17 protein-coding genes and 1 tRNA gene are annotated in these 25,096 nt (G+C 61.0%); 14 read left to right on the top strand and 4 right to left on the bottom strand.

What is annotated here, in order from left to right:
- Positions 1-23 precede the first annotated feature (23 nt).
- The 7 genes from lysS (at position 24) to AAAX36_RS02685 (ending at position 14,643) form a co-directional block, all read left to right on the top strand.
- Positions 24-1,988 carry a lysine--tRNA ligase gene (gene lysS, locus AAAX36_RS02715; protein WP_349073902.1) on the top strand — a complete coding sequence of 655 codons (1,965 nt, stop codon included), beginning with the start codon at positions 24-26 and terminating at the stop codon, positions 1,986-1,988.
- A gap of 321 nt (positions 1,989-2,309) precedes the next feature.
- Positions 2,310-3,878 carry a threonine/serine exporter family protein gene (locus AAAX36_RS02710; protein WP_349073900.1) on the top strand — a complete coding sequence of 523 codons (1,569 nt, stop codon included), beginning with the start codon at positions 2,310-2,312 and terminating at the stop codon, positions 3,876-3,878.
- Positions 3,879-4,194: 316 nt separating this feature from the next.
- On the top strand, positions 4,195-4,743 hold the full coding sequence (locus AAAX36_RS02705) for a hypothetical protein (RefSeq protein ID WP_055285230.1): 549 nt from the start codon (positions 4,195-4,197) through the stop codon (positions 4,741-4,743).
- 281 nt (positions 4,744-5,024) lie between these two features.
- Positions 5,025-9,464 carry an acyl-CoA dehydratase activase gene (locus AAAX36_RS02700; RefSeq protein WP_349073899.1) on the top strand — a complete coding sequence of 1,480 codons (4,440 nt, stop codon included), beginning with the start codon at positions 5,025-5,027 and terminating at the stop codon, positions 9,462-9,464.
- Complete coding sequence (locus tag AAAX36_RS02695; protein WP_349073898.1) at positions 9,448-10,137, top strand: TetR/AcrR family transcriptional regulator; 690 nt, start codon at positions 9,448-9,450, stop codon at positions 10,135-10,137. The genes AAAX36_RS02700 and AAAX36_RS02695 overlap by 17 nt, the downstream gene beginning before the upstream one ends.
- A gap of 192 nt (positions 10,138-10,329) precedes the next feature.
- On the top strand, positions 10,330-12,972 hold the full coding sequence (locus tag AAAX36_RS02690; protein WP_349073896.1) for an ATP-dependent Clp protease ATP-binding subunit: 2,643 nt from the start codon (positions 10,330-10,332) through the stop codon (positions 12,970-12,972).
- A gap of 213 nt (positions 12,973-13,185) precedes the next feature.
- Positions 13,186-14,643 (top strand): aminoacyl-histidine dipeptidase, encoded by a 1,458-nt coding sequence (locus AAAX36_RS02685; RefSeq protein ID WP_349073894.1) that lies wholly within the window; start codon positions 13,186-13,188, stop codon positions 14,641-14,643.
- A 125-nt stretch (positions 14,644-14,768) separates the two neighbouring features.
- On the opposite strand, the gene AAAX36_RS02680 is transcribed toward AAAX36_RS02685, so the two are convergent.
- From AAAX36_RS02680 to AAAX36_RS02670, 3 genes are all read right to left on the bottom strand, one after another.
- A complete protein-coding gene (locus AAAX36_RS02680) occupies positions 14,769-16,073 on the bottom strand; it encodes a type II toxin-antitoxin system HipA family toxin (protein WP_349073893.1) in 1,305 nt (434 codons plus the stop codon).
- A gap of 3 nt (positions 16,074-16,076) precedes the next feature.
- Positions 16,077-16,604, bottom strand: a complete 528-nt coding sequence (locus tag AAAX36_RS02675) for a helix-turn-helix domain-containing protein (RefSeq protein ID WP_349073892.1) — start codon at positions 16,602-16,604, stop codon at positions 16,077-16,079.
- 63 nt (positions 16,605-16,667) lie between these two features.
- Entirely contained in the window at positions 16,668-17,246 is a 579-nt protein-coding gene (locus tag AAAX36_RS02670) for a manganese efflux pump MntP family protein (RefSeq protein ID WP_349073891.1), read from the bottom strand.
- A gap of 221 nt (positions 17,247-17,467) precedes the next feature.
- Here AAAX36_RS02670 and disA point away from each other — a divergent pair, with 221 nt between their 5' ends.
- From disA to AAAX36_RS02640, 6 genes are all read left to right on the top strand, one after another.
- Positions 17,468-18,535 carry a DNA integrity scanning diadenylate cyclase DisA gene (disA, locus tag AAAX36_RS02665; RefSeq protein ID WP_022093923.1) on the top strand — a complete coding sequence of 356 codons (1,068 nt, stop codon included), beginning with the start codon at positions 17,468-17,470 and terminating at the stop codon, positions 18,533-18,535.
- A complete protein-coding gene (gene ispD / locus AAAX36_RS02660; protein ID WP_349073890.1) occupies positions 18,535-19,263 on the top strand; it encodes a 2-C-methyl-D-erythritol 4-phosphate cytidylyltransferase in 729 nt (242 codons plus the stop codon). The genes disA and ispD overlap by 1 nt, the downstream gene beginning before the upstream one ends.
- Entirely contained in the window at positions 19,253-19,747 is a 495-nt protein-coding gene (gene ispF / locus AAAX36_RS02655) for a 2-C-methyl-D-erythritol 2,4-cyclodiphosphate synthase (protein ID WP_006234975.1), read from the top strand. The genes ispD and ispF overlap by 11 nt, the downstream gene beginning before the upstream one ends.
- 3 nt (positions 19,748-19,750) lie before the next feature.
- The gene (gene cysS, locus AAAX36_RS02650) at positions 19,751-21,217 is read left to right on the top strand and encodes a cysteine--tRNA ligase (protein WP_117647641.1); all 1,467 of its coding nucleotides are present in this window, start codon (positions 19,751-19,753) and stop codon (positions 21,215-21,217) included.
- Positions 21,218-21,403: 186 nt separating this feature from the next.
- Entirely contained in the window at positions 21,404-22,318 is a 915-nt protein-coding gene (rlmB, locus tag AAAX36_RS02645) for a 23S rRNA (guanosine(2251)-2'-O)-methyltransferase RlmB (RefSeq protein ID WP_346981797.1), read from the top strand.
- A 3-nt stretch (positions 22,319-22,321) separates the two neighbouring features.
- Positions 22,322-22,999: an NYN domain-containing protein gene (locus AAAX36_RS02640; RefSeq protein ID WP_349073887.1), complete on the top strand. Its 678-nt coding sequence runs from the start codon at positions 22,322-22,324 to the stop codon at positions 22,997-22,999.
- Between the two features lie 27 nt (positions 23,000-23,026).
- Here the strand turns inward: AAAX36_RS02640 and AAAX36_RS02635 are convergent, their stop codons facing one another.
- Positions 23,027-24,367 carry a DNA-binding protein gene (locus tag AAAX36_RS02635; protein ID WP_349073885.1) on the bottom strand — a complete coding sequence of 447 codons (1,341 nt, stop codon included), beginning with the start codon at positions 24,365-24,367 and terminating at the stop codon, positions 23,027-23,029.
- A gap of 223 nt (positions 24,368-24,590) precedes the next feature.
- Here AAAX36_RS02635 and AAAX36_RS02630 point away from each other — a divergent pair.
- Positions 24,591-24,665, top strand: a tRNA-Thr gene (locus AAAX36_RS02630).
- The last annotated feature ends 431 nt before the right edge of the window (positions 24,666-25,096 follow it).

Raw genomic sequence — 25,096 nt, 5'->3', positions numbered from 1 at the left:
GTTTTAGTTTGAGGAGCTAACTTATGGCAGAGAACCAGAACGCCGCCGATCAGGCATCGACGCTCAACGACGAGCGCGCCACCCGCCTGGCCAAGCGCGCCGCCCTGTTCGAGGCGGGCCAGAACCCCTATCCCGAGCACTCTGAGCTTGAGGACTACGTCGCCGATATCGAGGCTAAGTACGCTGAGCTTGCCGATGGCGAGGACACCGAGGACGTCGTGAAGATCGCTGGCCGTGTGGTCGCCAAGCGCGGTCAGGGCAAGATCATGTTCATCGTCGTGCGCGATGCGACTGCCGAGATTCAGCTGTTCTGCCGCATCAACGACATGGACGAGGCTGCCTGGAGTACGCTCAAGGCCCTCGACCTGGGCGACATCCTGGGCGTGACCGGCGTGGTCGTGCGCACCCAGCGTGGCCAGCTTTCCGTTGCCCCTAAGAGCGCGACCCTGCTTGCCAAGGCCGTTCGTCCGCTGCCCGAGAAGTTCCACGGTCTTTCCGACAAGGAGACCCGCTATCGCCAGCGCTATGTCGACCTGATCGCCAACGACGACGTTCGCGAGACCTTCCGTAAGCGTTCGCAGATTCTCTCCACCTTCCGTCGCTTTATGGAGTCCGACGGCTACATGGAGGTCGAGACCCCCATCCTGCAGACCATCCAAGGCGGCGCTACGGCTAAGCCGTTCATCACCCACTTCAACGCGCTCGATCAGGAGTGCTACCTGCGTATTGCCACCGAGCTGCACCTCAAGCGCTGCATCGTCGGTGGTTTTGAGCGCGTGTTCGAGATCGGCCGCATCTTCCGTAACGAGGGCATGGACCTTACCCACAACCCCGAGTTCACCACGATGGAGGCCTACCGTGCCTTCTCCGACCTCGAGGGCATGAAGGCACTCGCCCAAGGTGTCATCAAGGCTGCCAACAAGGCCATCGGCAACCCCGAGGTCATCGAGTACCAGGACCAGACCATCGACCTTTCTGGTGAGTGGGCCAGCCGTCCCATGACCGACATCGTCTCCGACGTGCTCGGCAAGCAGGTCACCATCGACACGCCGGTCGAGGAGCTTGCTGCCGCCGCGCGCGAGAAGGGCCTGGAGATCAAGCCCGAGTGGACTGCTGGCAAGATCATCGCCGAGATTTACGATGAGCTGGGCGAGGACACCATCGTCAACCCGACGTTCGTGTGCGATTACCCCATCGAGGTCAGCCCGCTTGCCAAGCGTTTTGAGGACGACCCGCGCCTGACGCACCGCTTTGAGCTGGTTATTGCCGGTCACGAGTACGCCAACGCGTTCTCCGAGCTCAACGATCCGGTCGACCAGGCCGAGCGCTTTGCCGCCCAGATGGCCGAGAAGGCCGGCGGTGACGACGAGGCCATGGAGTACGACGAGGACTACGTGCGCGCCCTCGAGTACGGTATGCCTCCCGCGGGCGGCATTGGCATTGGTATCGACCGCGTGGTCATGCTGCTCACCAACCAGGCTTCTATCCGCGACGTGCTGCTGTTCCCGCACATGAAGCCCGAGAAGGGTTTCCAGTCCGGTGCCGCTGCCGCCAAGGCTGCCGAGGCCGGCAACGCCGCGAGCCCGTTCGTTAAGTCGCTTAAGCCCACGCTCGATTACTCCAAGATCGCCGTTGAGCCGCTGTTTGAGGAGTTCGTCGACTTTGATACCTTCTCCAAGAGCGACTTCCGCGCTGTGAAGGTCAAGGCATGCGAGGCCGTCAAGAAGTCCAAGAAGCTGCTGAACTTTACGCTCGACGACGGCACCGGCACCGACCGCACCATCCTCTCCGGTATTCACGCTTATTACGAGCCCGAGGACCTGGTTGGCAAGACCTTGCTCGCCATCACCAACCTGCCTCCGCGCAAGATGATGGGTATTCCCAGCTGCGGCATGCTGATCAGCGCTGTCCACGAGGAGGAGGGCGAGGAGCGCCTCAACCTGATCCAGCTCGACGCCTCCATCCCCGCCGGCGCAAAGATGTACTAGGGGGTTACGGCGTTTTGCCAAACGCCGTAACCAGTTGACGCTGCAAGCCCGCCAGAGCGGCAATCTGCCTTTCAACTTCGGCGGCATGACCAAAAGGTCAATGCCGCCTTGTTTCAAGGCACCTTGCTCGCTCTGGCGGGCTTTCGCTGTCGTTGCCAAGGCATCGGCGTTGCCTTGGCTGTCAATAGTCATTGTGGACATTCTTAAACGACTACCCAACGGCTATTGTGCACATGGCTCGCATGACAGCCGTCTCTTTTATGTTTCCTTTAGCCGTTGCTGCCTAGGATGGGGGTTAGTCGGTAGGAAGGGAGCGCCCGTATGGACGATGTGAGCGAGCGTGCAATCGAAGAGGACATGCTCGATCAGTTCAATTACTTTGATGATGAGGACGAGGAGCTGATCGACCGTCGCGAGCCAGCGCCGCTTGACTCATTTGATCTGGTCGATGAGGAGCCCGGCGAGGACGAGGGCGAATCAACGGAGCCCCCACAGCCTTCGCGCCTTGACTCGCTGCTTTCGAGAGCCCCCCTACACCATGGCGTTCGTGCCGGCGCACTCCATATGAAAACTGACTGGCACCAGATCGTGACGGCAGGCGATGAACTTGCCGTCGATGCGCCGCTCACCGATAAATCATCCATCATTTGCCGCACCGGCATGCTTATGCTGGCAAGCGGAACGGGTGCCTGGCGCGTGCGCGATACCATGAATCGTGTTGCCGCCGTACTCGGTGTCACCATCCACGTTGACTTAAGTCTTTTGTCGTTTGAGTGCACCTGCATCGAAGATGGCCACTGCTTTAACGAGGTTGTCAGCCTGCCCACAACGGGAGTCAATACCCATCGCATTTGGATGATGGAGAGCTTCTTAAAGGAAATCGAGACGTATGGGCGCCGGTTTACCGTGCACGAATACCACGAGATGCTCAAGACCGTTGAGAGTTCAAAACCCGATTACTCTCCCTGGCAACAGGGCCTTGCGGCAGCTTGTGCTTGCGGCGCCTTCGTCTTTTTGCTCGGCGGCGGCCCTATCGAGATGGCCTGCGCGTTTGTGGGCGCGGGTGTCGGCAACTTTGCCCGCTCCCATATTCTCAAGCAAGGCCTTGGTCAGTTCAGCGCGCTGACGACCGGCGTTGCGCTCGCTTGCGTTTCGTATCTGCTGGCATTGCTCGGCCTTGGCCAGGTCGTACCGGGGGCAATGTCGCACCAAGAAGGCTATATCGGCGCCATGCTCTTTGTGATTCCCGGCTTTCCCCTCATTACGGCAGGCCTCGACATCGCTAAGCTCGATATGCGAAGCGGCATTGAGCGTCTTTCGTATGCTGTGTCGATTATTGTGATGGCGACCCTCGTAGGTTGGATGGTTGCCGAGTGCGTGGGACTGGCGCCGGATGACTTCGCCCCGCTCGGCCTCTCACCGTTGGCTCTTACGCTCTTGCGCATACTGATGAGCTTCGTTGGCGTATTCGGCTTCTCGGTGATGTTCAACAGCCCGGTAAAGATGGCCGCGGCAGCTGGGTTGATCGGCGCCGTGTCCAATACCCTGCGTCTGACCCTTGTCGATGCGCCGACGATGATTCCCTTCCTGGGCCTCAGCACGGGAATGCCTCCCGAGGCAGCAGCGTTTATCGGCGCGCTGGTATCGGGGCTGCTCGCAAGCTTGGCTGAAGTCAAGCTCACCTACCCGCGCATCGCCCTCACGGTGCCTTCGATTGTCATTATGGTGCCGGGCTTGTATCTGTATCGCTCGATGTATTACATGTGCACCTTCGACACGGTCAATATGCTCGGCTGGTTTGTGCGCGCAGTGCTCATCGTAGCGTTTCTGCCCGTTGGACTGGGTGTGGCGCGTACGCTCACCGACCCTCGCTGGCGCCACACCAGCTAATTGGTGCAAGGGGGACAGGTTACTTTGCACCCCCAATGAGTTGCGGTGAAATAGGGACTGAATTGCTGCTTAAAGGGTCAAAACAGTCCGTATTCCACCGCAACTTATGGGGTCGGGGGGATTATTGGTGCCCTGCATCTTCATAAACTCAACGCTTACGAAGCGCATGCGTTTCGTGCTAGGCTGGTTCCACCACATAAGTAGTCGCAGACGCGCGTACCACGGGCGGGCGAGATGAAGTTCCAACAGCTCCATCTTGCCCGCCCGTTTTTGTTGCGTGGCGCCGCGGCACAACACAGAGAGGAATCTGCCCTTTATGCCTATCAACAAACGAGAGAGCCTGCTGTTCACCTTTATCATGTGCTTTTGCATGGTGCTCTGGATGAGCATCTACAACGTTGCCCTACAGCACGGGGCCATCAACGGCGAGGTTGTTGCCGCTGCGTGGCTCGGCTTCCCCGTTGCCTACATTTTTGCCATGTGCTGCGACTGGTTCGTCGCCAGCCCGCTCGCCAAGGGTTTCGCCTTTAAGTACTTGGTCACGCCGGGCAAGAGCTCGCCACTTGCCATGACGCTCGCCGTCAGCTCCTGCATGGTCGTTCCCATGGTCATCATCATGTCGCTTTACGGTGCCTGCGAGGGTCTGACGCACATGCCCGGCGGCATCCTTGCGAACCTGTATTCCGTGCCCGCGATCTGGATGATCAACATCCCGCATAATTTTGTGATGGCGCTGCCGTGGAACCTTTTGGTAGCCGGTCCGATTTCCCACTTCGTCTTCCGTCGCGCCTTCCCTGTGGGGACGGTTTTCGAGGAGGAGCATGCCGAGCTCTTGGAGCAGGCTATGGCTCCTGAGTGCGAGTAGCTCGCTTAGGGATCTGCTGAGCGCGGGCGACTTGCTTGGTTGGAGCCCTAAGCGTGGATAGCTCTCTCGGCGACATCGCGGGCGTGAGCGGTGCGCATGACCGGAGGGCCCGTGCTGCTCCGTTGCCCGACGTGCTAGCGCGCAGAACAATCTGTTGGTGCATTCGGCGGCTGCTGAAGCGTTTCGGCAGCCGCGTTTTATACGGAGTTTAAATACAACAGTCTGTTGTATTACGTAGAGTGGTATATCTCTAGCAGGAAAAATGCGAGAGACGGAGCATTATGGCGTTGCTAGTAGGACTGGACGTAGGGTCGACGACGACCAAAGTTTACGCGATGCACGAGGATATGACCGAGGCGTGGTGGGGATATCGCCGCCACGGGGCGTGTCAGACAGCGAGCGTGCGCGCCATGCTCGGCGAGCTCGCCGAGCGCTTTCCCCATGAGTCGCTGCGCGTTGCGGTGACCGGCTCGGGTGCGCGCGATATCGCGACCGCGCTGGGCGCCTCGTACGTTCAGGAGGTGGTCGCCAACGCGCTCGCGATCAGCAGGTTCTATCCGCAGACGCGCTGCGCCATCGAGCTGGGCGGCCAAGACGCCAAGATGATCTTCTTCCGCACCAACGATAAGGGAGACATCGAGGTTGCCGACATGCGCATGAACGGCTCGTGCGCAGGCGGTACCGGTGCATTTATCGACGAGATGGCAAAGCTCATGGGGGTCGGCACCGAATCGGGCGAGTTCGAGCAGCTCGCAAGCCGGGGAACGACCGTCCACGAGGTCTCGGGCCGCTGCGGCGTGTACGCAAAGACCGATATCCAGCCGCTGCTCAACGAGGGCATTCCTACCACCGACCTGGCGCTTTCGGCGCTTCACGCGGTCGCCCGCCAAACGATCGGCGGTCTGGCCCAGGGTATCGACATCGAGCCGCCGGTAATCTTCGAGGGCGGTACGCTCGCCTACAACCCCACGCTGGTCCGCGTGTTCCGGGAGCAACTGAATCTATCGGACGATCAGGTTATCGTCCCGCGCGATCCGCAGATCATGGTCGCGCGCGGTGCCGCCCTGTCGCTGACCGACATGTTCGCATCGTCCCAACCGATCGACCTTCCCGACGCTTTTGTCCGGCTGGATAAGCTCGAGACGGTCGCGCCTGCAAGCGGGGAGGGACGTCTTGCCCAGCCCTTTTTTGCCACACCTGCCGAGCAGGCGGATTTTACGGCACGCCATGGCAAAGAGACGCCGGCAAAGGGTCCGGATGCGTATGCGCCCGGAGAGACGGTGCGTGTGGCGCTCGGTATCGATTCGGGGAGCACGACGACCAAGTTCGCCCTGGTCGATGAGGCGGGTGAGCTTGTCGATTCGTTCTACGCGTCTAATAACGGCAGACCGCTCGACGTCGCCCAACAGGGTCTTGTCAGCTTGAAGAACCGCTGGGAGACAGCGGGAGTCACGCTTGCGATCGATGCCGTGGGCACCACGGGATACGGCGAGGAGCTTTTCGCGCGCGCGTTCCACGCCGACTACCATACGGTCGAGACGGTCGCGCACGCCCGCGCCGCGTGCGCATGCGTTCCAGATGCGACCTTCGTGCTCGACATCGGCGGACAGGATATGAAGGCCATCTGGCTCAACCACGGCGTGCTGACCGATATCGTCGTCAACGAGGCGTGCTCTGCGGGCTGCGGCTCGTTCCTCGAGGGTTTTGCCAAAAACCTCGGAATAGCCGTTGAGGATATCGCGACCGAGGCATTTTCGTCCAAAGCCCCCGCCGTTCTCGGCAGCCGCTGCACGGTGTTCATGAACAGCAGCGTCGTTTCCGAGCAGCGGCGCGGTAAGGGTCCGGGCGACATCATGGCCGGTCTCTGCCGTTCGATTATCGAGAACGTGTTCACCAAGGTCATTCGCGTTTCAAATCTCAACCGTCTGGGCGACAAAGTCGTCGTCCAGGGCGGCACGTTCCGAAACGACGCGGTGCTGCGCGCATTCGAGCAGTATTTGGGCAAACCCGTCACGCGTGCGCCCCACCCGGGGCTGATGGGCGCTATCGGTATCGCCCTGCTCGCGCGCGAGGAATGCCGCAAGGGCGACGCCGGCACGTCGTTTATCGGGCTCGATGCCGTGGAGCGCTTCGAGCATCGCGAGTTCGGCGGCGTTACCTGCCGTCGGTGCAACAACCGCTGCCAGCGCGCGGTCGTGGCATTTGGCGACGGCTCGCTTTACGTCACGGGCAATCGCTGCCCGCGCGGCGGCGCCATCTCATGGGATGAGCTCGTGCGCGAGGTTCCCGCGGCGGAGGAGCTGCGTCCGCAGGGTGCTTGCGAGGCACAGGCACCCGGCACGGGGCGCGACCGGACCGCGGCTGCCCCCAATCTCTTTGTCGACCGCGAGAAGCTGCTGTTCGAGTCGTGCCCCACGGTTCCCGTCTGCGGGGGGCGCGATGTCACGATCGGCATTCCCCGTGTGCTCGAGTTCTGGGACACCATGCCGTTCTGGTCGACGTTCTTCAGCACGCTCGGCTTTAAGGTGCGCGTCTCGGGACGCAGCACCAAGGCGATGTACGAGCGCGGTCTGGCGCACGTCACATCCGACACCGTGTGCTTCCCGGCCAAGCTCGTCCACGGGCACATCCGCAATCTCGTCGACGCCGGCGTCGACCGCATCTTCATGCCCATCATCACGACGGTGCCCACCGAAAACACCGCCTCTACCAGCGAGTGGATGTGCGCCGTCGTAAAGGGATACCCCTACGTGATGCGCAATTCCGATAACCCGGAGGAGCGTTTCGGCGTTCCGTTCGATACGCCGCTGTTCCACTGGTACGACGAGGGCGACCGAAACCGCCAGCTCAAGGCGTGGTGCAAGGAGACCTTCGATATCGATGCCGACCTGGTTGCCAAGGCGACCGAGCAGGCGGACCGCGCGCAGCAGACGTTTGAGAACCAGCTGCAGCTGCGCGGCAGGCAGGTGCTCGAGAACGTGCGCGAGGACGGCGGCTACGCGGTGGTGATCGCTTCGCGCCCGTACCACAACGACCCGCTGGTCAACCACGGGCTGCCCAAGCTCTTCTCTGAGCGCGGCATCCCCGTGCTGACGCCCGATGCGGTGCCGGGGGTCTGCAACGTCGATCTTTCCAACAGCCGCATCGACATCGTGAACAACTACCATGCGCGCATGCTGTCGTGCGCGGTCATCGTCGCATCGACGCCCGAGCTCGAGCTCGTGCAGATGGGCAGCTTCGGCTGCGGCCACGATGCGTATCTCACCGACGAGATCGCGCGCATGATGGGCGAGATGGGCTCCAAGGTTCCGATGATGATCAAGCTCGATGAGAGCGACGTCGCCGGTCCCATGGGCATTCGCGTGCGTTCGTTTATCGAGTCGGTCAACCGTCGTCGCGCGGAGGAGCGTGCCGAGGGCGCCCGGGTGCACGCGGTCCATCCGCTCGACGACCCGTATAAGGTCAAGTACACCAAGCGCGACCGGCACGACAAGATCGCGCTGGTCCCCAACACCTCCCATGCGTTCTGCAGGCTCATGACCGCGGCGATGCGCAATCAGGGCGTGCGCGCCGAGGCCCTTGATATCGGGCGCGAGGATGCCATCCGCCTGGGCAAACGCTATGTGCACAACGACATCTGCTTCCCCGCGCAAATCGTGATCGGCGAGGCGCTCGCGGCACTCGAGAGCGGTAAGTACGACCCGCACGACGTCGCCGTGGTGACTGGCAAGTATATCGGCGACTGCCGCCTGACGCACTACATGCCCCTGCTGCGCCGCGCGCTCGACGACGCGGGATACGACTATGTCCCGGTGCTCACCAACGACGACGTCGATGCCCACAATGCGCATCCGGGCTTCAAGCTCGGCCTTGGCCCGAGCATCCAGATCGCCTACGGTCTTCCCATGATCGATGCCCTCGAGGCCATGCTTAGGCGCATCCGTCCCTACGAGCTCGAGAAGGGCGCGGCGGACGCTGCGTTCGACCGCGCGCTCGATGAGGTTATCGAGGGCATGGAGCGCTCCGGGCTGAGAGGCCAGGCGACGGGCTTCAAACGCGCGCTTGCGATCATGGACGCCGTTCCGTACGACCGCTCGAACCCGCATCCGACCGTTCTCATCGTGGGCGAGTACCTGCTCAATTTCCATCTCGGCGCCAACCACGAGATCGAGCGCTACCTCGAGGACAACGGGCTCGAGGTCATCGAGGCGCGCATGACCGACGTGATCCGCAAGACCTATTTCTACAAGCATGCGCAGTCGCGCGAGTTCCACGTCGACCTGTCGCTGCCCGAAAAGGCCTGGTACGCCACGGCGGACAACCTGTTCGAGCTCGCGCACGACCGTTGCGACCGCCTGGGCGCGGCGAGCCCGCTCTACGAGCCGCCGACGCGCATGCCCGAGCTCGTGCGCGCGAGCGATAAGATCCTGCACCATACGTTCGATGCGGGCGAGGGCGTGCTGATTCCGGCGGAGATCCTCGAGCACGCCAAGCGCGGCTGCCGCAACTTCGTGATCCTGCAGCCGTTCGGGTGTCTGCCCAACCATGTCGTGGGGCGCGGGCTCATCCATGCGCTCAAGGAGCAGTATCCCACGGCGCAGTTCCTGCCGCTCGACTACGATCCCGACGTGAGCTTCGCCAACGTGGAGAACCGTCTTCAGATGCTCATCATGAACGCCAAGGCGCAGGGGTGCGGTGAGGTGCATGGCGAGACCGCGTAAGGACGCCGATGCGCCCGATGCACGCACCCGTATCATCGAGGCGTTTTGGGAGCTCATCGAGAACAACAGCATCTTCGAGCTGTCGGTTGGCGAGGTGACCCGTGCCGCCCAGTGCAATCGCGGAACGTTTTACTACTATTTTCACGATTTCGATGAACTCGTCGCCATCGCCATGACCCAGCTGCTGCAGGATAACGAGCTTATCACCGATGCCCTCTGGCATTTTTCGAGCGAGGGCGACCTTTCGGCGTTCGACCGGCGCGACGTCCGCTGCCTGCTGCGGCGCATCGTCATCACCATGAGGGCGGGTGCCGCCGAGCAGGTCGTGCAGGGCATCCATACGATCATCATCGACCGCGTGAGAGAGATCGTCCACCCCGACGGAGAAGAGCTCAAGGCAGATTCGAGCTTTGCGGTGGGCTTTCTGGTCTCGGGCATCATGGGCTTTGTGATGGCGGTCGGCTTTGCCCGGGAGGGCGGCGAGGAGATAGACCTCGAGCAGCTGGGGGACAGCGCGTGCGCGTACCTGAGGGCGGTCGCCATGCAGACGGTGGAAACGGTCGCGCAAGTCGAGGGCGTCGATACATCCGAGCTGCTCGAACGCGTCTCCAAGGAGGCCGATGCCTATCGCGCATCGCGTGCGACGAGTCCCGACGTGGTGAAAGACACCTAGGGTTTCTCTTGCGGGGCGCCTGTCGCGCATCGCGCGGTGAGTCCCGCGATGCGGTCATAACCTGCATTCATGTGAGCCGGGTTTATAGATATTCCTCCAGCTGTTAACATAGACAACCTGTGGGTAAAGAGACAAAAGCGCCGCCGACGGGCGGGCGTTTTGATTTCGATGAACTCATGTAAGGAAACGAGCATGTTAGATAGATTTACCGATCGCGCGCGTAAGGTCATGTCCATGGCCAAGCAAGAGGCGCTCGATCTGCACTCAAATAAGGTGGGCACCGAGCACCTGCTGCTCGCGCTTGCCAAGGAGGACGAGGGCATTGCCGCCGAGGCACTGCGTTCGCTCGACATCTCCTACGATGACATCATGGATACTCTCAAAGAGGTCCAGACCACGGTTCCCGAGCCCAGCGAGGAGACCGAGGCGGCCAAGCTCGCCTTTACGCCGCTCGTCATTAGCGTGATGGAGCGTTCGTTCCGCGTGGCGCGTGAGAACAACCAGACCTACGTGTCGACCGAGCACTTGCTGATCGGCATCGTCGAAGAGGGTAACGGCATGGCCATGGACATCCTCATGCGCCTGGGTGTGTCGTCCGCCTCCATCAAAAAGGCTATCGAGAAACTTACCGCCAAGGACCAGGACAAGAAGCGTCCGCTCGCCGGCGCCGGTGCCGGGCGTCCCGGTGCGGGCCTGCCGTTCTTTAGCGGCTCGGACGCGTCGCAGCAAAAGGGGAGCGGCACCGATACGCTTAAGCAGTTCGCCACCAACCTTACGCAGAAGGCGCGCGACGGCGAGCTCGACCCTGTAATTGGTCGCGAAAAGGAAGTCCAGCGTATGATGGAGATCCTTTCGCGTCGCACCAAGAACAATCCGCTTATCTTGGGCGACCCCGGCGTGGGCAAGACGGCCATCGTCGAGGGTCTGGCTCAGCAGATCGCTGCCGGCAACGTGCCCGAGAACCTCATGAACCAGAACATCTGGACGCTCGACCTGCCGGGCCTCGTGGCGGGCGCCAAGTATCGCGGTGAGTTTGAGGAGCGTCTCAAGAACGTGATCCAGGAGGCCACCGAAGCCGACGACGTCATCCTGTTTATCGACGAGATGCACACCATCATCGGTGCCGGTTCTGCCGAGGGTTCCATCGACGCGAGCTCCATGCTCAAGCCCGTGCTCGCGCGCGGTGCCTTCCAGATTATCGGCGCCACCACGGCCGAGGAATTCCGCAAGTACCTCACCAAGGACCCGGCCTTTGAGCGTCGCTTCCAGACCATCGATGTCGAGGAGCCGAGCGTCGAGGACACGGTCAAGATCCTGACTGCGCTCAAGCCGCGCTACGAGGAGCACCACCATGTGCGCTATACGCAGGGTGCTATCGAGGCCGCCGCGAACCTTTCCAACCGCTACATCCAGGATCGCTTCCTGCCCGATAAGGCCATCGACCTCATCGACGAGGCCGGTGCCCGCGCTCGCATCGCTGCGAATCGCGCGCCCGAGCCGGTGCGCGAGGCCGAGCATCGCATCGAGGAGCTCAAGGCCGCCGCGCAGGAGGCCACCGAGAGCGACGACATGAACAAGGCCGCCGAGATCACCGAGCAGCAGAAGGCCGCCGAGATTGAACTCGCCGAGGCCAAGGCCGCCTGGACCGCCGAGCTCGACGCCAGCCCGCTCACCATCGATGTGAGTCAGATCGCCGATATCGTGTCCGTGACTTCGGGCGTGCCGGTGTCCTCGCTTACCGAGAGCGAGAGCCGTCGCCTGCTGCAAGCCGAAAGCGTGCTCAAGACGCGCATCATCGGTCAGGATGAGGCTGTCGAGGCAGTTGCCAAGGCCGTGCGCCGCAGCCGTTCGCCGCTCAAGGACCCGCGTCGCCCCGGCGGCAGCTTTATCTTCCTGGGTCCCACCGGCACGGGCAAGACCGAGCTCGCCAAGACGCTCGCCGAGTACCTCTTTGGCAGCAAGGATGCACTCATCAGCTTCGACATGTCCGAGTTCGGTAGCGAGTTCGAGGTCTCCAAGCTCATCGGCAGCCCTCCGGGTTACGTCGGTCACGACGAGGGCGGCCAGCTCACCAAGGCCGTTCGTCGCCACCCGTACTCGGTCGTGCTGTTCGACGAGATCGAGAAGGCGCACCCCGATATCTTCAACATCTTGCTGCAGGTGCTGGAGGAGGGCCGCCTGACCGATAGCCAGGGCAAGACGGTCGACTTCCGCAACACCGTGATCATCATGACGTCCAACGTGGGCGCTCGCGAGATTGCGCAGGATGCGAGCGTTGGCTTTGGCACCACCGGCGAGCAAGGTCTCACGTCGAGTGAGATCCGTGGTCGCGCGATGGGCGAGCTCAAGCGCCTGTTCCGCCCCGAGCTGCTCAACCGTATCGACGACATCGTGGTGTTCCAGAAGCTCTCGGGCGAGAATCTCACCAAGATCGCGCACCTGCTGGTGGGCGACCTGCGTCAGCGTTTGATTGCCAACGGCATGAACATCAAGCTCACCGATGCGGCCTATGACAAGATCGTGGCCGAGGGCACCGACCTCACCAACGGTGCGCGTCCGCTGCGCCGTGCTATTCAAAAGCTTATCGAGGACCCGCTGTCCGAGGAGCTTCTGGCCGGCGAGTGGGGCGAGGGCGATACCGTCCTGTGCGACGTGGCCGATGGCAAGTTTGTCTTTAGCCACGGCACGGGCGAGATCCCGGCACCGCGTCCGGCGGGCACGCTCGGTGGCGATACCGCCCCGGCGGCACCGCACACCGGCAACGTCGCGCCCGTGAGCGGCGGCGTGACCTCGGGCCCCGGCGGCATGATGCAAGCCGGTTCCGGCGCGCTGTAGGGTGTGGCGACAATTTGATCTGTGCAATCGAGGCGCTCTGGCAAGGGCGCCTCGATTTGTAGAGCTGCGAAGTTGTGACCGTTACGCTATGCGGTCCGCCGTTAGCCGATGATGCGAGGGCGCTCGGCGTTTTCGACTGGTTTATGCACGCAAAGTCTGGGAATATACAAGTCGCATGTCTTACTGTCTAACCAGTTGCGCCAAGGAGGCACCATGGACTACAAGATTACCGGCTACGAGCCCGCCCAGCTGTTCCATTTCTTTGAGGAGATCAGCGCGATCCCCCGTGGGTCTGGCAACGAGAAGGGCATCAGCGATTTCCTGGTCGCGTTTGCCAAGGAGCGCGGCCTCGACGTGTATCAGGACGAGGTCTACAACGTCATCATTCGCAAGCCCGCATCTGCCGGCGCCGAGAATGCCCCGACCGTGATGCTGCAGGGCCACATCGACATGGTGTGCGACAAGCTGGGCTCCGTTGAGCACGACTTTACGACCGATGGTATCGACCTGGTCGTCAAGGATGGCGTCCTCACCGCTAACGGTACCACGCTGGGCGCCGACAACGGTATCGCCGTCGCTCTGATGCTCACCGTGCTCAACGACGATTCGATTGCTCATCCGGCCCTCGAGTGCGTGTTCACCACCGACGAGGAGACTGGCCTGGTTGGCGCCGAGACGCTCGACAAGTCCCAGATTAGCGCCCGCACCATGATCAACCTCGATTCCGAGGAGGAGGGCGTGGCCACCGTCAGCTGCGCCGGCGGTGTCGTCGTTACCTACACCTGCCCGATCGTGCGCGAGCACAAGACCGGCAGCACCCTTACGCTCGAGATCTCCGGCCTGCTGGGTGGTCACTCCGGCGCCGACATCCACCTGGAGCGCGGCAACGGCAACCTCATCATGGCCCGCATCATCGACCGCCTGATGGTCGCCGGCGAGCCCGCCATCGTCAGCTTTAACGGCGGCACTAAGGACAACGCCATCAACCGTGAGTGCAAGGCTGTTCTGGTTTACGCCGACCACGCTGCCGCCGAGGCAGCGGCCGAGATCGCAAAGGGCATCATTGCCGACGTCACTGCCGAGCTCGAGGTCTTCGACCCCGGCTTTACCTGCACCGTCGAGATTGCCGACGACGCCGAGGTCGAGGCCATGGACCAGAAGTCCGCGCTTGCCCTCATCCGCGCCCTGCGTCTTGCCCCTAACGGCGTGATTCGCCGCAACGTCGCCACCGACGGCTCCGTCGAGGTTTCCTCCAACATCGGCGTGGTTGCCACCTCTGACGACCAGGTCAAGATCATGCTGTCCCCGCGCTCCTCGATCACCTCGCTGCAGAACGAGTTCAAGGACCGCCTGCAGACGCTGGCCGATGTCCTGGGCTTCGACGCCAAGTTTGAGTTCGAGTATCCCGGCTGGAGCTATGCTGAGCATTCGCCGGTCCGCGACGTCTTTGTCGAGAGCTATCGCGAGCTCTTTGGCTCCGAGCTGCGCATCGAGTCCATCCACGCCGGCCTTGAGTGCGGCCTGTTTGCCGAGGCCCTGCACGGCCTGGACGCCATCGCCGTGGGCCCGACGCTCTCCGATGTCCACACCCCGGACGAGAGCATGGAGCTCGCTTCTGCCGAGCGCTTCTACGAGCTGCTCATCGACGTGCTCAAGCGCCTCGCTGCGTAAAGGTTGCGCTAGCAGCAGTCCGGGCTACGTGCCGGTGGATTGCAAATGACATTATGAGAGGGGGCATCCGAGCTTTTGCGACGGGTGCCCCTCTCTTCTTTTAAGAAATGGGAAATTGTGGCCACCTAGCCCATATCCGCCCTGATGAGGTCGAGGGTTCGCTGGCAGTTTTCGCGGACGGGGCCGAGCATATGCTCTCGCAGGTCCGCCATGCCGGGCAGGTCGGCGTATTCATCCATGACCTCTTCCATGCAAATGGGCACCTCGTAGGCGAGGTCCATCATGGTCGTAAAGCAAAACTTCTCGGATAGCCCGGCATCGGTGAGTGCCGCCTCCAGCGCGGGGTCGCCCATACCGTGGTATCGGCGGATAGCGCCTGGACCGATGCGCCCCACACGATTTTCGCCGCCAACGCTCATGGCGAGGCGCGCTCGGCGGCGCATGCGTTCGTATGCCAGCCCCGATGCAACGTCATACATACGGGCCATCATAGCTGTGTCGCCGTTTCCAAGAAGCAGGGAATAGTTCTTCGCATGCGCGTCCGGTGCGCCGATGATGGCGTTAAAGAAAAGAATCTGCGTAAACAGATACAGGTTAAGTTGATGATGACTCGTATTGACGAGGAGTTCCTGAATATCGCGTGCGGTCGGGCCGCCGTCTGCTGTGTACCTTTGAGCGGGCATCACTCCAAGGGCCTGACAGAGGTCTTCTTGATGTAGACGCATGATTGTTCCGTCTTTGACTTTCACGCGGTCATATCGCTCAACAATGAGGGCAGGTTCGTCCTCAAACATACGATATTCGACGTTTGCCGTTGCGATGCCGGCGCGCTGGGCGCTTTTCATGCAGACAAACTCATTCAGAGCCTCGAGTTTAAATCCGATAACGCCATTTTTGAAAATATGCGTCGTGGGCGAGGAGCCCATGCATTCGCACCAGCGGCCGTTTATGAACGCGAGCGCGAATTTGCCCTGGTTGCCTCCAAGCGACCAACTTTCATCTAGACCCATCCACGATGCATCGCGGTCATCTCTGATCGACTTGAGACGGAGAGCAATTTCGTGGTCGTCTATAGGGCGGTATTCGCCAGCGCGATGCAGGACGGCATCGGCATCTTCTTCGGCACAAAACTGCACTCCGCCCGGACAGTCGAGTCCGATATGGCTGAGCAACGCAACGGGATTGTTGGGCCTAACGTCGAATTCGGCGGCAATCGCTTTTCGCTGGTCCTCGCTGTCGGGTAGAAGGCCAAACAGGTACGGATTCATGACCTGTTGTCCGTATGTGCGATTCGATACGGGTATGTTGGTCGATAGGGCTGGCCCGTCATAGTCATGATCGTAGGTAAAACTGATAAGACCGTTCTCATCTTGCGTGAGCGTTCCCGCAGGTACGTCGCAAATAATGGTCCGAAGTGATGTTCTGGCCATTGGCTATTTCCCTTCGGGCTTGGTTTGGTTAGATACGTTTGCGGCAATCGAGACTCCGAGATTGGACATGGCGAAATCGGCGAAGGCCTTGTCGTAGAGCTCGGCCGTAAAGGGGGTATCTGGAAGAGCTGAAATGGCTGCGCCGCGTCGGTTGCGATGGTGAAGACGTTGAGTGTGATGGCACCTGGGGGTGCTACAAGGTTGCAAATCAGCATGCGGGGCGTCGGTTGGCTGCTCATGTTTCGTGTCGTCGATATTCCCTTGAGCAACTAGAGCAAGTCCGAGAGCACCGAAAACCGCCAGCAGCTTGTCGAGTCGAATGCCGGTGGCGTCGCCCAGCTCGAGCGATGCGAGCAGGCGCTCCGAAACACCGGCCTTTTTAGCGAGGGTCGCACGGGTGAGACCCTGCGCCTCGCGTGCCTGGCGCACGTAGATGCCAGCTTGGCGCGGTGTGGTGATGGGAAGGGTGTCCACGGCGATCTCCAAACATGCAGACTTTTGCATATCAGTATGACATGCAAAAGTCTGCATGAAAAGGCCTCATGCAAAACTCTGCATGAGACCTTGCCCGGACGTTTAGTTTTGAAGGGTGTTTTACAGCGTCAAAAACCCCAAGTGTTCCAGCAGAATCTTGAGGCCGATAAGGATGAGCACGACGCCACCCACGATGGTGGCGGGTTTTTCGTAGCGCGCGCCAAAGGTGTGGCCGATCGCTACGCCGGCGACGGAGAAGATAAACGTTGTGACGCCGATAAGCGATACAGCGGGAACGATGTCAACCGAGAGCGCCGCAAACGAGATACCTACGGCTAGGGCGTCAATCGAGGTGGCAATGGCAAGAATCAGATATTCTGCCAGGTCAATCTTTTCGGCATCCTTGCCGTCGCCCCCATCCTCGTCTTCGGTAAAGGCTTCCCACAGCATTTTGCCGCCGATAAAGGCCAAAAGGATAAAGGCGATCCAATGGTCGATGGGTCCGATGATGCCCATGAATTGACTGCCGAGCGCCCATCCGATTACGGGCATGCCGGCCTGAAAGCCGCCAAAGAACAGGCCGAGCACTACGGCGACTTTAAGGTTGATCTTTTTCATGCCAAGGCCCTTGCAGATGGATACGGCAAAAGCGTCCATAGAAAGGCCGATAGCGAGCAACACAAGCTCTGCGAGTCCCATAGTCTGGCTCCCTCTCTGCGGGCGAGCCCGATTACGCGACTACTCCCTCATTTATATGAGACCCGATGCTACCACACGAGCAGTCAAAAGAACCCCGTCCCAAATGAGCTACCTAAGCGGTGTTCGCTCATTCTGTAAGCATCGGATTTCGCAAGCGCCGCAGGGACAAACCGTGAGAAACTATTTAGCGTTTATGGAGCGTATACGATGGGAGCGATGCCTTGGATAAGAACGAGCTGCAAAAGCGTATGGAACAGGCCATCCGCCTGACGGCACCTGGTCAGCCGATCCGCACCGCCCTCGACATGATCATCGCCGGTCACCTGGGCGCCCTTATCTGCGTCGGCGACACCGAAAACGTGCTCGCTGCCGGTAACGACGGCTTCCCGCTCAACATTTCGTTCACCTCGAACCGTCTGTTCGAGCTCTCCAAGATGGACGGTGCTATCGTTATCGACGGCGACCTCACCCAGATCCTGCGCGCCAACTTCCACCTCAATCCCGATCCCTCGCTTGCCACGAGCGAGACGGGCATGCGTCACCGCACCGCCGCTCGCATGTCGGTGCTCACCGATGCCATCGTGATCTCGGTCTCGGCTCGTCGTGCCGTCGTCAACGTGTACGTTCACGGCAAGAGCTACGAGATCCAGCCCGTCACTACCATCATGAGCTCGGTCAACCAGCTCGTCGCCACGCTCCAGACTACCCGTCAGTCGCTCGATCGCTCCCTGCTGCGCCTGACGGCCCTCGAGCTCGACGACTACGTCACGCTCGCCGACATTACCGGTATTTTCTCGAGCTTCGAGATCATGCAGCAGGCAAAGACCGAGCTTAAGGATTGCATTGTCAAGCTGGGCAACCAGGGCAAGCTCGTGCAGATGCAGCTCGAGCAGCTCGCCGGCTCCAGTATGGATACCGAGTACGACCTGATGATTCGCGACTACGCAAGTGATTCTTCCGAGGCTAATGCCGAGAAGATCCGCGCCGAGCTTAGCCGCATGACGCCTAAGGACCTGTCCGACCCGCAACACGTGGCGGCAGTTCTGGGCTATGACGACCTGGACGAGGACTCCGTCATGACGCCGCTGGGCCTGCGCACGCTTTCGCGCGTGTCCGTCGTGCGCGACGGCGTGGCCGAGAAGATCGTCGACGAGTACGGCTCGCTGCAGGAGCTCATGGACGACATCAGCGAGGATCCGGAGCGCCTGGGCGACTTTGGCGTTAACAACCCTGCCATTCTTGCGGACTCGCTGTACCGCATGAAGGGCACCAAACAGGGGAACGCATAATGGCGCCCGTATGCGCCGTGGTCGTTGCCGGTGGCAGCGGCCAGCGCTTTGGAAATCCCGGCGGCAAGCAGCTTGTTAACGTGGCGGGCCGTCCGCTCATGAGCTGGTCCATCCGCGCGTTCGATCGTAGCGACAAGGTCGGCCACATCGTGGTGGTGTGCCCTGCCGAGCGCCGTGCCGAGATGCGCCGCCTGGCCATCGACCCGTTTGACTATGACACGCCCATCAGCTTTGCCGATGCCGGCGCGACCCGCCAGGATTCCACCCGTGCCGGCGTGCATGCGGCTCCGGCGGGCTTTGAATATGTCGCCATCCACGATGGCGCTCGTCCGCTCATTACGACCGAGGCCATCGACCACGCTATCGACGTGCTCATGGGCGACCGCTCGCTCGACGGTGTCGTGTGCGGTCAGCCCGCGATCGACACGCTCAAGATCGTCGACGGCGATAATATCGTCGAGACGCCGCCGCGCGAGCTCTATTGGGCCGCGCAGACGCCGCAGATCTTTAGCGTCGACGCGATGAAGCGTGCCCATGCCGCGGCGATTGCCGAGGGCTTTATCGGTACCGACGATTCATCGCTGGTCGAGCGCATGGGTGGGCGCGTCCGCTGTGTCCAGAGCCCGCGCGATAACCTTAAGGTGACGGTGCCCGAGGATCTGCGTCCCGTAACCGCGATTCTACTCGGTCGCATGGCCGAGGGAGAGGACCTTCTCCATGTTCAGTAACCTGCGCATTGGCCACGGCTACGACGTCCACCGTTTGGTGGAGGGGCGTCGATGTATCATCGGCGGGGTCGACATTCCCTACGAGCGCGGCCTGCTGGGCCACTCGGATGCCGATGTGCTCGCGCACGCCTTGGCCGACGCCATTCTGGGCGCCTGCCGCGGGGGAGACATCGGCAAGCTATTCCCCGACACCGATCCCGCCTACGAGGGTGCCGATTCGATGGTGCTGCTCGCTCGCGTGATGGACTATGCGCGCGAGCTGGGCTTTGAGTTTGTCGATGCCGATTGCACCATTGCCTGCCAGCAACCCAAGATCACCCCGCACCGCGATGCCATGCGCGCCAACCTTGCCCATGCCCTGGGCGTTGACGTCGAAAATGTAGGCGTCGCCGCCACTACGACCGAAAAGCTCGGTTGGGAAGGCCAGGGCGAGGGAATCGGCGCCTGGGCCGTCTGCCTGCTACAGAAAACCGTTAAGGAGTAACGAATGCGTATCTACAACAGCGCTACCCATAAAAAGGAAGAGTTCCAGCCCATCGAGTCCGGCAAGGTCCGCATGTACGTGTGCGGCCCCACGGTCTACGACAACATCCACATCGGCAATGCCCGCACGTTCATCAGCTTCGATGTGATTCGACGCTGGCTCATCGCGAGCGGCTACGAGGTCACGTTCGCCCAGAACCTCACCGATGTCGATGACAAGATCATCAAGCGCGCCAACGAGCAGGGCCGTACGGCTGCCGAGGTCGCGACGGAGTTCTCCGACAAGTTCATCGGCGTCATGCGCGCCGCCAACGTGCTCGATCCCGATGTGCGTCCCCGCGCCACCAAGGAGATCGGCCCCATGATCGCCATGATCAAGACGCTTATCGAGCAGGGCCACGCTTACGCAGCCGATAACGGCGATGTGTACTTTGCCGTGCGCAGCGATCCCAACTACGGTCAGGTCTCGGGCCGCAACATCGACGACCTTATGGTTGGCGCGCGTATCGAGGAGAACGAGGACAAGAACGACCCGCTCGACTTTGCCCTGTGGAAGGCCGCCAAGCCCGGCGAGCCCAGCTGGCCGAGCCCCTGGGGCGAGGGCCGTCCCGGTTGGCACACCGAGTGCGCCGCCATGGTGCATCGCTACCTGGGCACTCCGATCGACATCCACGGCGGCGGCTCCGACCTTGCCTTCCCGCATCACGAGAACGAGTGCGCCCAGGCCACCTGCGCCTGGCACCAGGGCTTCTCCAACACCTGGATGCACACGGGCATGCTGCTGGTAGACGGCGAGAAGATGTCCAAGTCGCTCGGCAACTTCTTTACGCTGGCCGAGGTCCTCGAGCAGCACTCCGCTGCCGCCCTGCGCCTGCTGATGCTGCAGACGAGCTATCGCTCGCCGCTCGACTTTTCTTGGGAGCGCCTGGAGGGTGCCGAGAACTCGCTCACGCGTATCGCCGGTACGGTCGAGAACCTGCGCTGGGCTGCGAACCACGCGACGGCCGATGCCGATGAGGCAGCATCCGAGGCGTTTGCCGCCAAGGCCGCCGAGACCCGCGCCACCTTTAAGGAGTGCATGGACGACGACTTTAACACCGCTGGTGCCATGGGTGCCGTCTTTGGCTTTGTGACCGAGTGCAACCAGTACCTGGAGCAGGCCGGTGACGCTGCCGACAAGGCCGCAGTCCTGGCTGCCGCCGATACGCTGGCCGAGCTGCTCGATACGTTTGGCGTCGAGCTTCCCGAGCCCAAGGTGGAGCTGCCGCTGGGTCTGCTGGGTGTTGCCGCCGGTTTGGTTGCCTATACGGGCGACGACGTGGACGAGGCTGCTGCCAAGATTCTCGAGGCCCGCGCCGAGGCCCGTGCCGCCAAGAACTGGGATCTGGCCGACGCCATCCGCGACCAGCTCAAGGACCTGGGCCTCACCATTGAGGATACCGCCGCCGGCACCCGTATCAAATCTCTCTAATCCCCGCGGGTTTCCCAAGCACCCGACCTTGCCGTTCAAACCGTCGCTCGCGTACTCAAGTACGCGTCGCTCCTCTTTCACGGCAATCTCGGGCACTTGGAAAACCCGTACCGACCGCTTGAGCTATTCGTCTTAAGCGGTCGCTTCTTTTGTCCTGTTTGAAAAGTATTTAAAGGAGGCCGTTTTATGGCCGACAATCGCAAGCGTGCATCGCGTGGAGGCAAGCAGGCTGCTTCTGGCTCGCGTCCGATTCGCCGCAACGACCGCGCTGCCGCTCCCAAGGGCCAGCGCGAGCGCTCACAGGCTGCTCGCCCGCAGCGCGAGCGTAGCCGCGATAACGTCCAGGTTCCCAAGGGCGAGTTTATCGAAGGTCGCCGTGCTGCCGCCGAGGCGCTGCGTACCGGCTTTCCCGTCAAGTGCGCGCTCATCGCTGAGGGCGGGGAGCGCGATGCCGCCTTGTCGCGCCTGGTCGACGACCTCAACGCTGCAGGCGTCCGCATTAAGTATGTGCCGCGCGCGCAGCTCGATGCGCTGTCGAGCCATGGCGCTCACCAGGGCATTGCGCTCGAGGTGGGCAATTTCCCCTATGCCGATGTTGCCGATATCCTCGACCGTGCGGGCGACGGTCCGGCGCTCGTCGTCGTGCTCGACCATGTGACCGACGACGGCAACTTTGGCGCCATCGTGCGCTCCGCCGAGGTCGTGGGCGCGGCGGGCGTCATCATTGCCAACAAGCGCGCCGCCGGTGTGACCGTCGGCAGCTACAAGACTTCTGCCGGCGCCGTCATGCACCTGCCCATCGCGCAGGTTCCCAATATCGCCCGTGCGCTCGATGACCTCAAGGCCGCCGGCTTTTGGGTGGGCGGCGCCTCCGAGCACGCCGAAGGCAGTTGCTGGGACGCCCCCTTCGAGGGCCGCGTTGCGCTCGTCATGGGTTCCGAGGGCGACGGCATCTCGCGTCTTGTGCTCGAGAAATGCGACTTTTTGACCAAGCTTCCCCAGCGCGGCATGACCGAGAGTCTCAACGTGGCCCAGGCGACCACCGCTCTGTGCTTTGAGTGGCTGCGCCGCAATGCCGGCGAGCTCATGGGGGAGGAGTAGCGCATGTCCAAGAAGAACCGCGCCAAGTCCAAGGCCAAGCGCTTTGGCGAAGGCTCGGCCAAGCCGATTGTTTCGGCCGCGACCTATGGCGTGGGCGGCAATGCGTTTGCGCAGGCCATCGCCGATCCGGTCTCGACGGTGCACTCCAATAAGCCCGAGCTGCTGGTGGTCGACGGCTACAACGTGATTCACTGCACGCCGCGCTACGAAAAGCTCGTGTACGACCATTCCGATGATCCGTATTCCAGCGACGTTCACGATATGGCGCGCACCGCGCTCATCAACGATGTTGCGGCGTTTGCCCAGGGCCGCTACGAGGCTGTGATCGTGTTCGACGGTGCGGGCAATATCTCCAGCGAGCGCCCCAACCTGCCGGCTCGTGGCGTGCGCATCGAGTTCTCGCCGACGGGCGTATCGGCCGATACCGTGGTGCAGAAGCTCTGTATCGAGGCGCGCGAGGAGGGCCGCGCGTGCTCCGTGGTGTCGAGCGACGGCACGATCCAGGCCGTCGTTATGGGCAAGGGCGTCACGCGCATCTCGAGCCGCATGCTGGTGGACGAGATCAAACAGATCGATAACGACGTTCACGAGGCCGAGGAAGCCCCGCAGATCAAGATGACCCTGGGCAGCCGCCTGAGCCCCGATACCCTGGCCAAGCTCAAGGCCCTTCGCGGGAGGTAGGGAAGTTGTCGGGGCAATGCTGCCTCGCTAACTCCATTCAGCGATGTCGATCATTCTTTCGAGGCGCCATGTTAGCGCCTCTTTTAGATAAGGCAGTCTCGTTGTAAGAGCGTCGTTTTTGGATAGGATTTCGATCGCCTCGTCGACAAAGCCCTCGAGTTTGTCGCCGTCAAACCAGCCCATGTCCTCGACGAGCAACATTTGTTTGGCGGGACTTGAATGAAATTGTGCGCTGGTAAAACTGTGCTCTCCCGCCCTAAGCTCCTCTAGTGATATGTTGCACCAGAGTGATGAGCCCGAATCGAAGATGGGGGCTGGTCTGCAGGCCAGTGAGTTGACGTTTCGCACGAGGCCGAAGTTGCGCCAATGACGGTCGTAGTTGGCAATGATGTCATCGCATACGATCATGCGGTCAAGGGCGTCTTTTATATCTGTCGCTCCAAGCTCCTCGCTGTTTGCTACATACCGTTCGTAATCGGTTAGTCGCTCGTCTGCATTTGCATGCTGGTTTACATAGAACGCAGGGACATATTCTTCTTCGTCAGTTAAGAAGACATTGCATGTGCTCAAGGCGGAAGTACCCGCGCCTTCGAGCGAATAGGGTACATAATCGCAACCGTTTAGGATGCGACGGTGAAGTGCAGTCGCCACCAGCTCGTTATAAGGTTCCTGGTTTAGATGTGCACCTGCCTTGTGGAGGATTCGACGGTCACCCTCGCATGTCCAGTACTTTTGAAGATTGCCGTCCGAGGTGTTGTCAGGCTTTGCGGCAGCTGCCTTACCCTCCGGGGCGAAGGGTGCAATGGTTAGCGAGACGTCGTCAAAAGCATTATTGAAGAAATTGATATCTTCCCACGCGAGACCGGAGTCTTGGGGCCTAATCCAATACTGGTCGGATAAGGAGAGGCCAAGATTTCGCTGTACGAGTTCATCGGGAACATCGACTGCGGCTTCTGCAAGCAGGGAGGCTAGCCCAATGCGTGCGAGCGGGATACCGCGGCCGCGCCACCAGATGCGGAAGGAGTCGAGCGATACAGGTTTGCTGGGAGCAAAAACTCCAATAGGGGCGTGGGCACGATCGACGTCGGCGCCGATGTGGGTGAAGTCTTTCCGTGATCTGCTGTAGACCAGCTGGGCCACTTCGTGCGTGCGGTTCATGAGGGTAAATGCGATTTCGCTTTTCCCGTGTCCACGACGAGGCCGTCCCCCTCTTTTGGTTGCGGAGCGGAGTCGCGTGTCTACGCTGCCTTTGTCGATAAGCCATACACCAGAAGCCTTGCGGGCCTCAAGTGCTCCGTTTTTTATGAGCTCCTGCACCCTGCGCGGAGTGATGCCGAGCAGCTCGGCTGCTTCTTTTGTAGTCAACATCGCGAAACCCTTCGCCAAAACGAATAGTTTTATATAGCCAATTGTAATTAAAACTATTCGTTCTGGCGAATGGTTTTAAGATTGAGAGCGCACTGACAGAAATGAACGGGCCTGGTACGCGCTGTTGCTGGATTTTGCATATTTGTATAACGCCGTGCGGCCTGTTGCGCCCCGTCCGTAATTCCTTTATTCTTAACAGGCTTCGCGCGAAAGCGCCAAGTGTGCCAGTGTGGCGCAACGGTAGCGCAACTGATTTGTAATCAGTGGGTTGCAGGTTCGATTCCTGTCACTGGCTCCATGAGAGTTTCGGGCTTTGTTCCTTGTGGGACAGGGCCCGTTTCTATTTAGGTGGTGCGCCATCGGGTTAGCGCCCATCCCGTTTTTGGTTTGTCTCGTCCTCCAGTTTGTCTAAATCTGTAACACCAAGACCGATATTTGGCATCTAACTGTTACAGATTGAGATGAAACTTAGGGTGTTTTAGGAATATCTTGATCTGTAACATGTAGGAGCGGAATAGGCCTCTTGCCGTTACAGATCGAGACAAGGGCGGGTACGGACCTGGATGTCCTGCTCGAGCGTGGATTTCTGGACGCGCGAGAGAAAAAATCTCCCGACCGGAGAACGAGCGTGGATAATTAACTTGGATAGGGAGCTAAGGTAAACACCGATTGTCTATCGAAGGCTTTAGAAACAACGACCCCGATTTCATTGTGGAATCGGGGTCGTTT

The organism is Collinsella sp. CLA-ER-H10 (assembly GCF_040092475.1).
GTDB lineage: Bacteria > Actinomycetota > Coriobacteriia > Coriobacteriales > Coriobacteriaceae > Collinsella.
The sequence above is the reverse complement of the archived record's forward strand: the minus strand, read 5'-3'. Positions and strand labels throughout refer to the sequence as shown.

Excerpts from the sequence above, each read along its gene's own strand:
- AAAX36_RS02700 (WP_349073899.1), top strand. The coding sequence starts at position 5,025 with ATGGCGTTGCTAGTAGGACTGGACGTAGGGTCGACGACGACCAAAGTT.
- cysS (WP_117647641.1), top strand. The coding sequence starts at position 19,751 with ATGCGTATCTACAACAGCGCTACCCATAAAAAGGAAGAGTTCCAGCCC.
- ispD (WP_349073890.1), top strand. The coding sequence starts at position 18,535 with ATGGCGCCCGTATGCGCCGTGGTCGTTGCCGGTGGCAGCGGCCAGCGC.
- AAAX36_RS02635 (WP_349073885.1), bottom strand. The coding sequence starts at position 24,367 with ATGTTGACTACAAAAGAAGCAGCCGAGCTGCTCGGCATCACTCCGCGC.
- rlmB (WP_346981797.1), top strand. The coding sequence starts at position 21,404 with ATGGCCGACAATCGCAAGCGTGCATCGCGTGGAGGCAAGCAGGCTGCT.
- AAAX36_RS02710 (WP_349073900.1), top strand. The coding sequence starts at position 2,310 with ATGGACGATGTGAGCGAGCGTGCAATCGAAGAGGACATGCTCGATCAG.
- lysS (WP_349073902.1), top strand. The coding sequence starts at position 24 with ATGGCAGAGAACCAGAACGCCGCCGATCAGGCATCGACGCTCAACGAC.
- AAAX36_RS02680 (WP_349073893.1), bottom strand. The coding sequence starts at position 16,073 with ATGGCCAGAACATCACTTCGGACCATTATTTGCGACGTACCTGCGGGA.
- AAAX36_RS02695 (WP_349073898.1), top strand. The coding sequence starts at position 9,448 with ATGGCGAGACCGCGTAAGGACGCCGATGCGCCCGATGCACGCACCCGT.
- AAAX36_RS02705 (WP_055285230.1), top strand. The coding sequence starts at position 4,195 with ATGCCTATCAACAAACGAGAGAGCCTGCTGTTCACCTTTATCATGTGC.
- ispF (WP_006234975.1), top strand. The coding sequence starts at position 19,253 with ATGTTCAGTAACCTGCGCATTGGCCACGGCTACGACGTCCACCGTTTG.
- AAAX36_RS02640 (WP_349073887.1), top strand. The coding sequence starts at position 22,322 with ATGTCCAAGAAGAACCGCGCCAAGTCCAAGGCCAAGCGCTTTGGCGAA.
- AAAX36_RS02670 (WP_349073891.1), bottom strand. The coding sequence starts at position 17,246 with ATGGGACTCGCAGAGCTTGTGTTGCTCGCTATCGGCCTTTCTATGGAC.
- AAAX36_RS02685 (WP_349073894.1), top strand. The coding sequence starts at position 13,186 with ATGGACTACAAGATTACCGGCTACGAGCCCGCCCAGCTGTTCCATTTC.
- AAAX36_RS02690 (WP_349073896.1), top strand. The coding sequence starts at position 10,330 with ATGTTAGATAGATTTACCGATCGCGCGCGTAAGGTCATGTCCATGGCC.
- AAAX36_RS02675 (WP_349073892.1), bottom strand. The coding sequence starts at position 16,604 with ATGCAGACTTTTGCATGTCATACTGATATGCAAAAGTCTGCATGTTTG.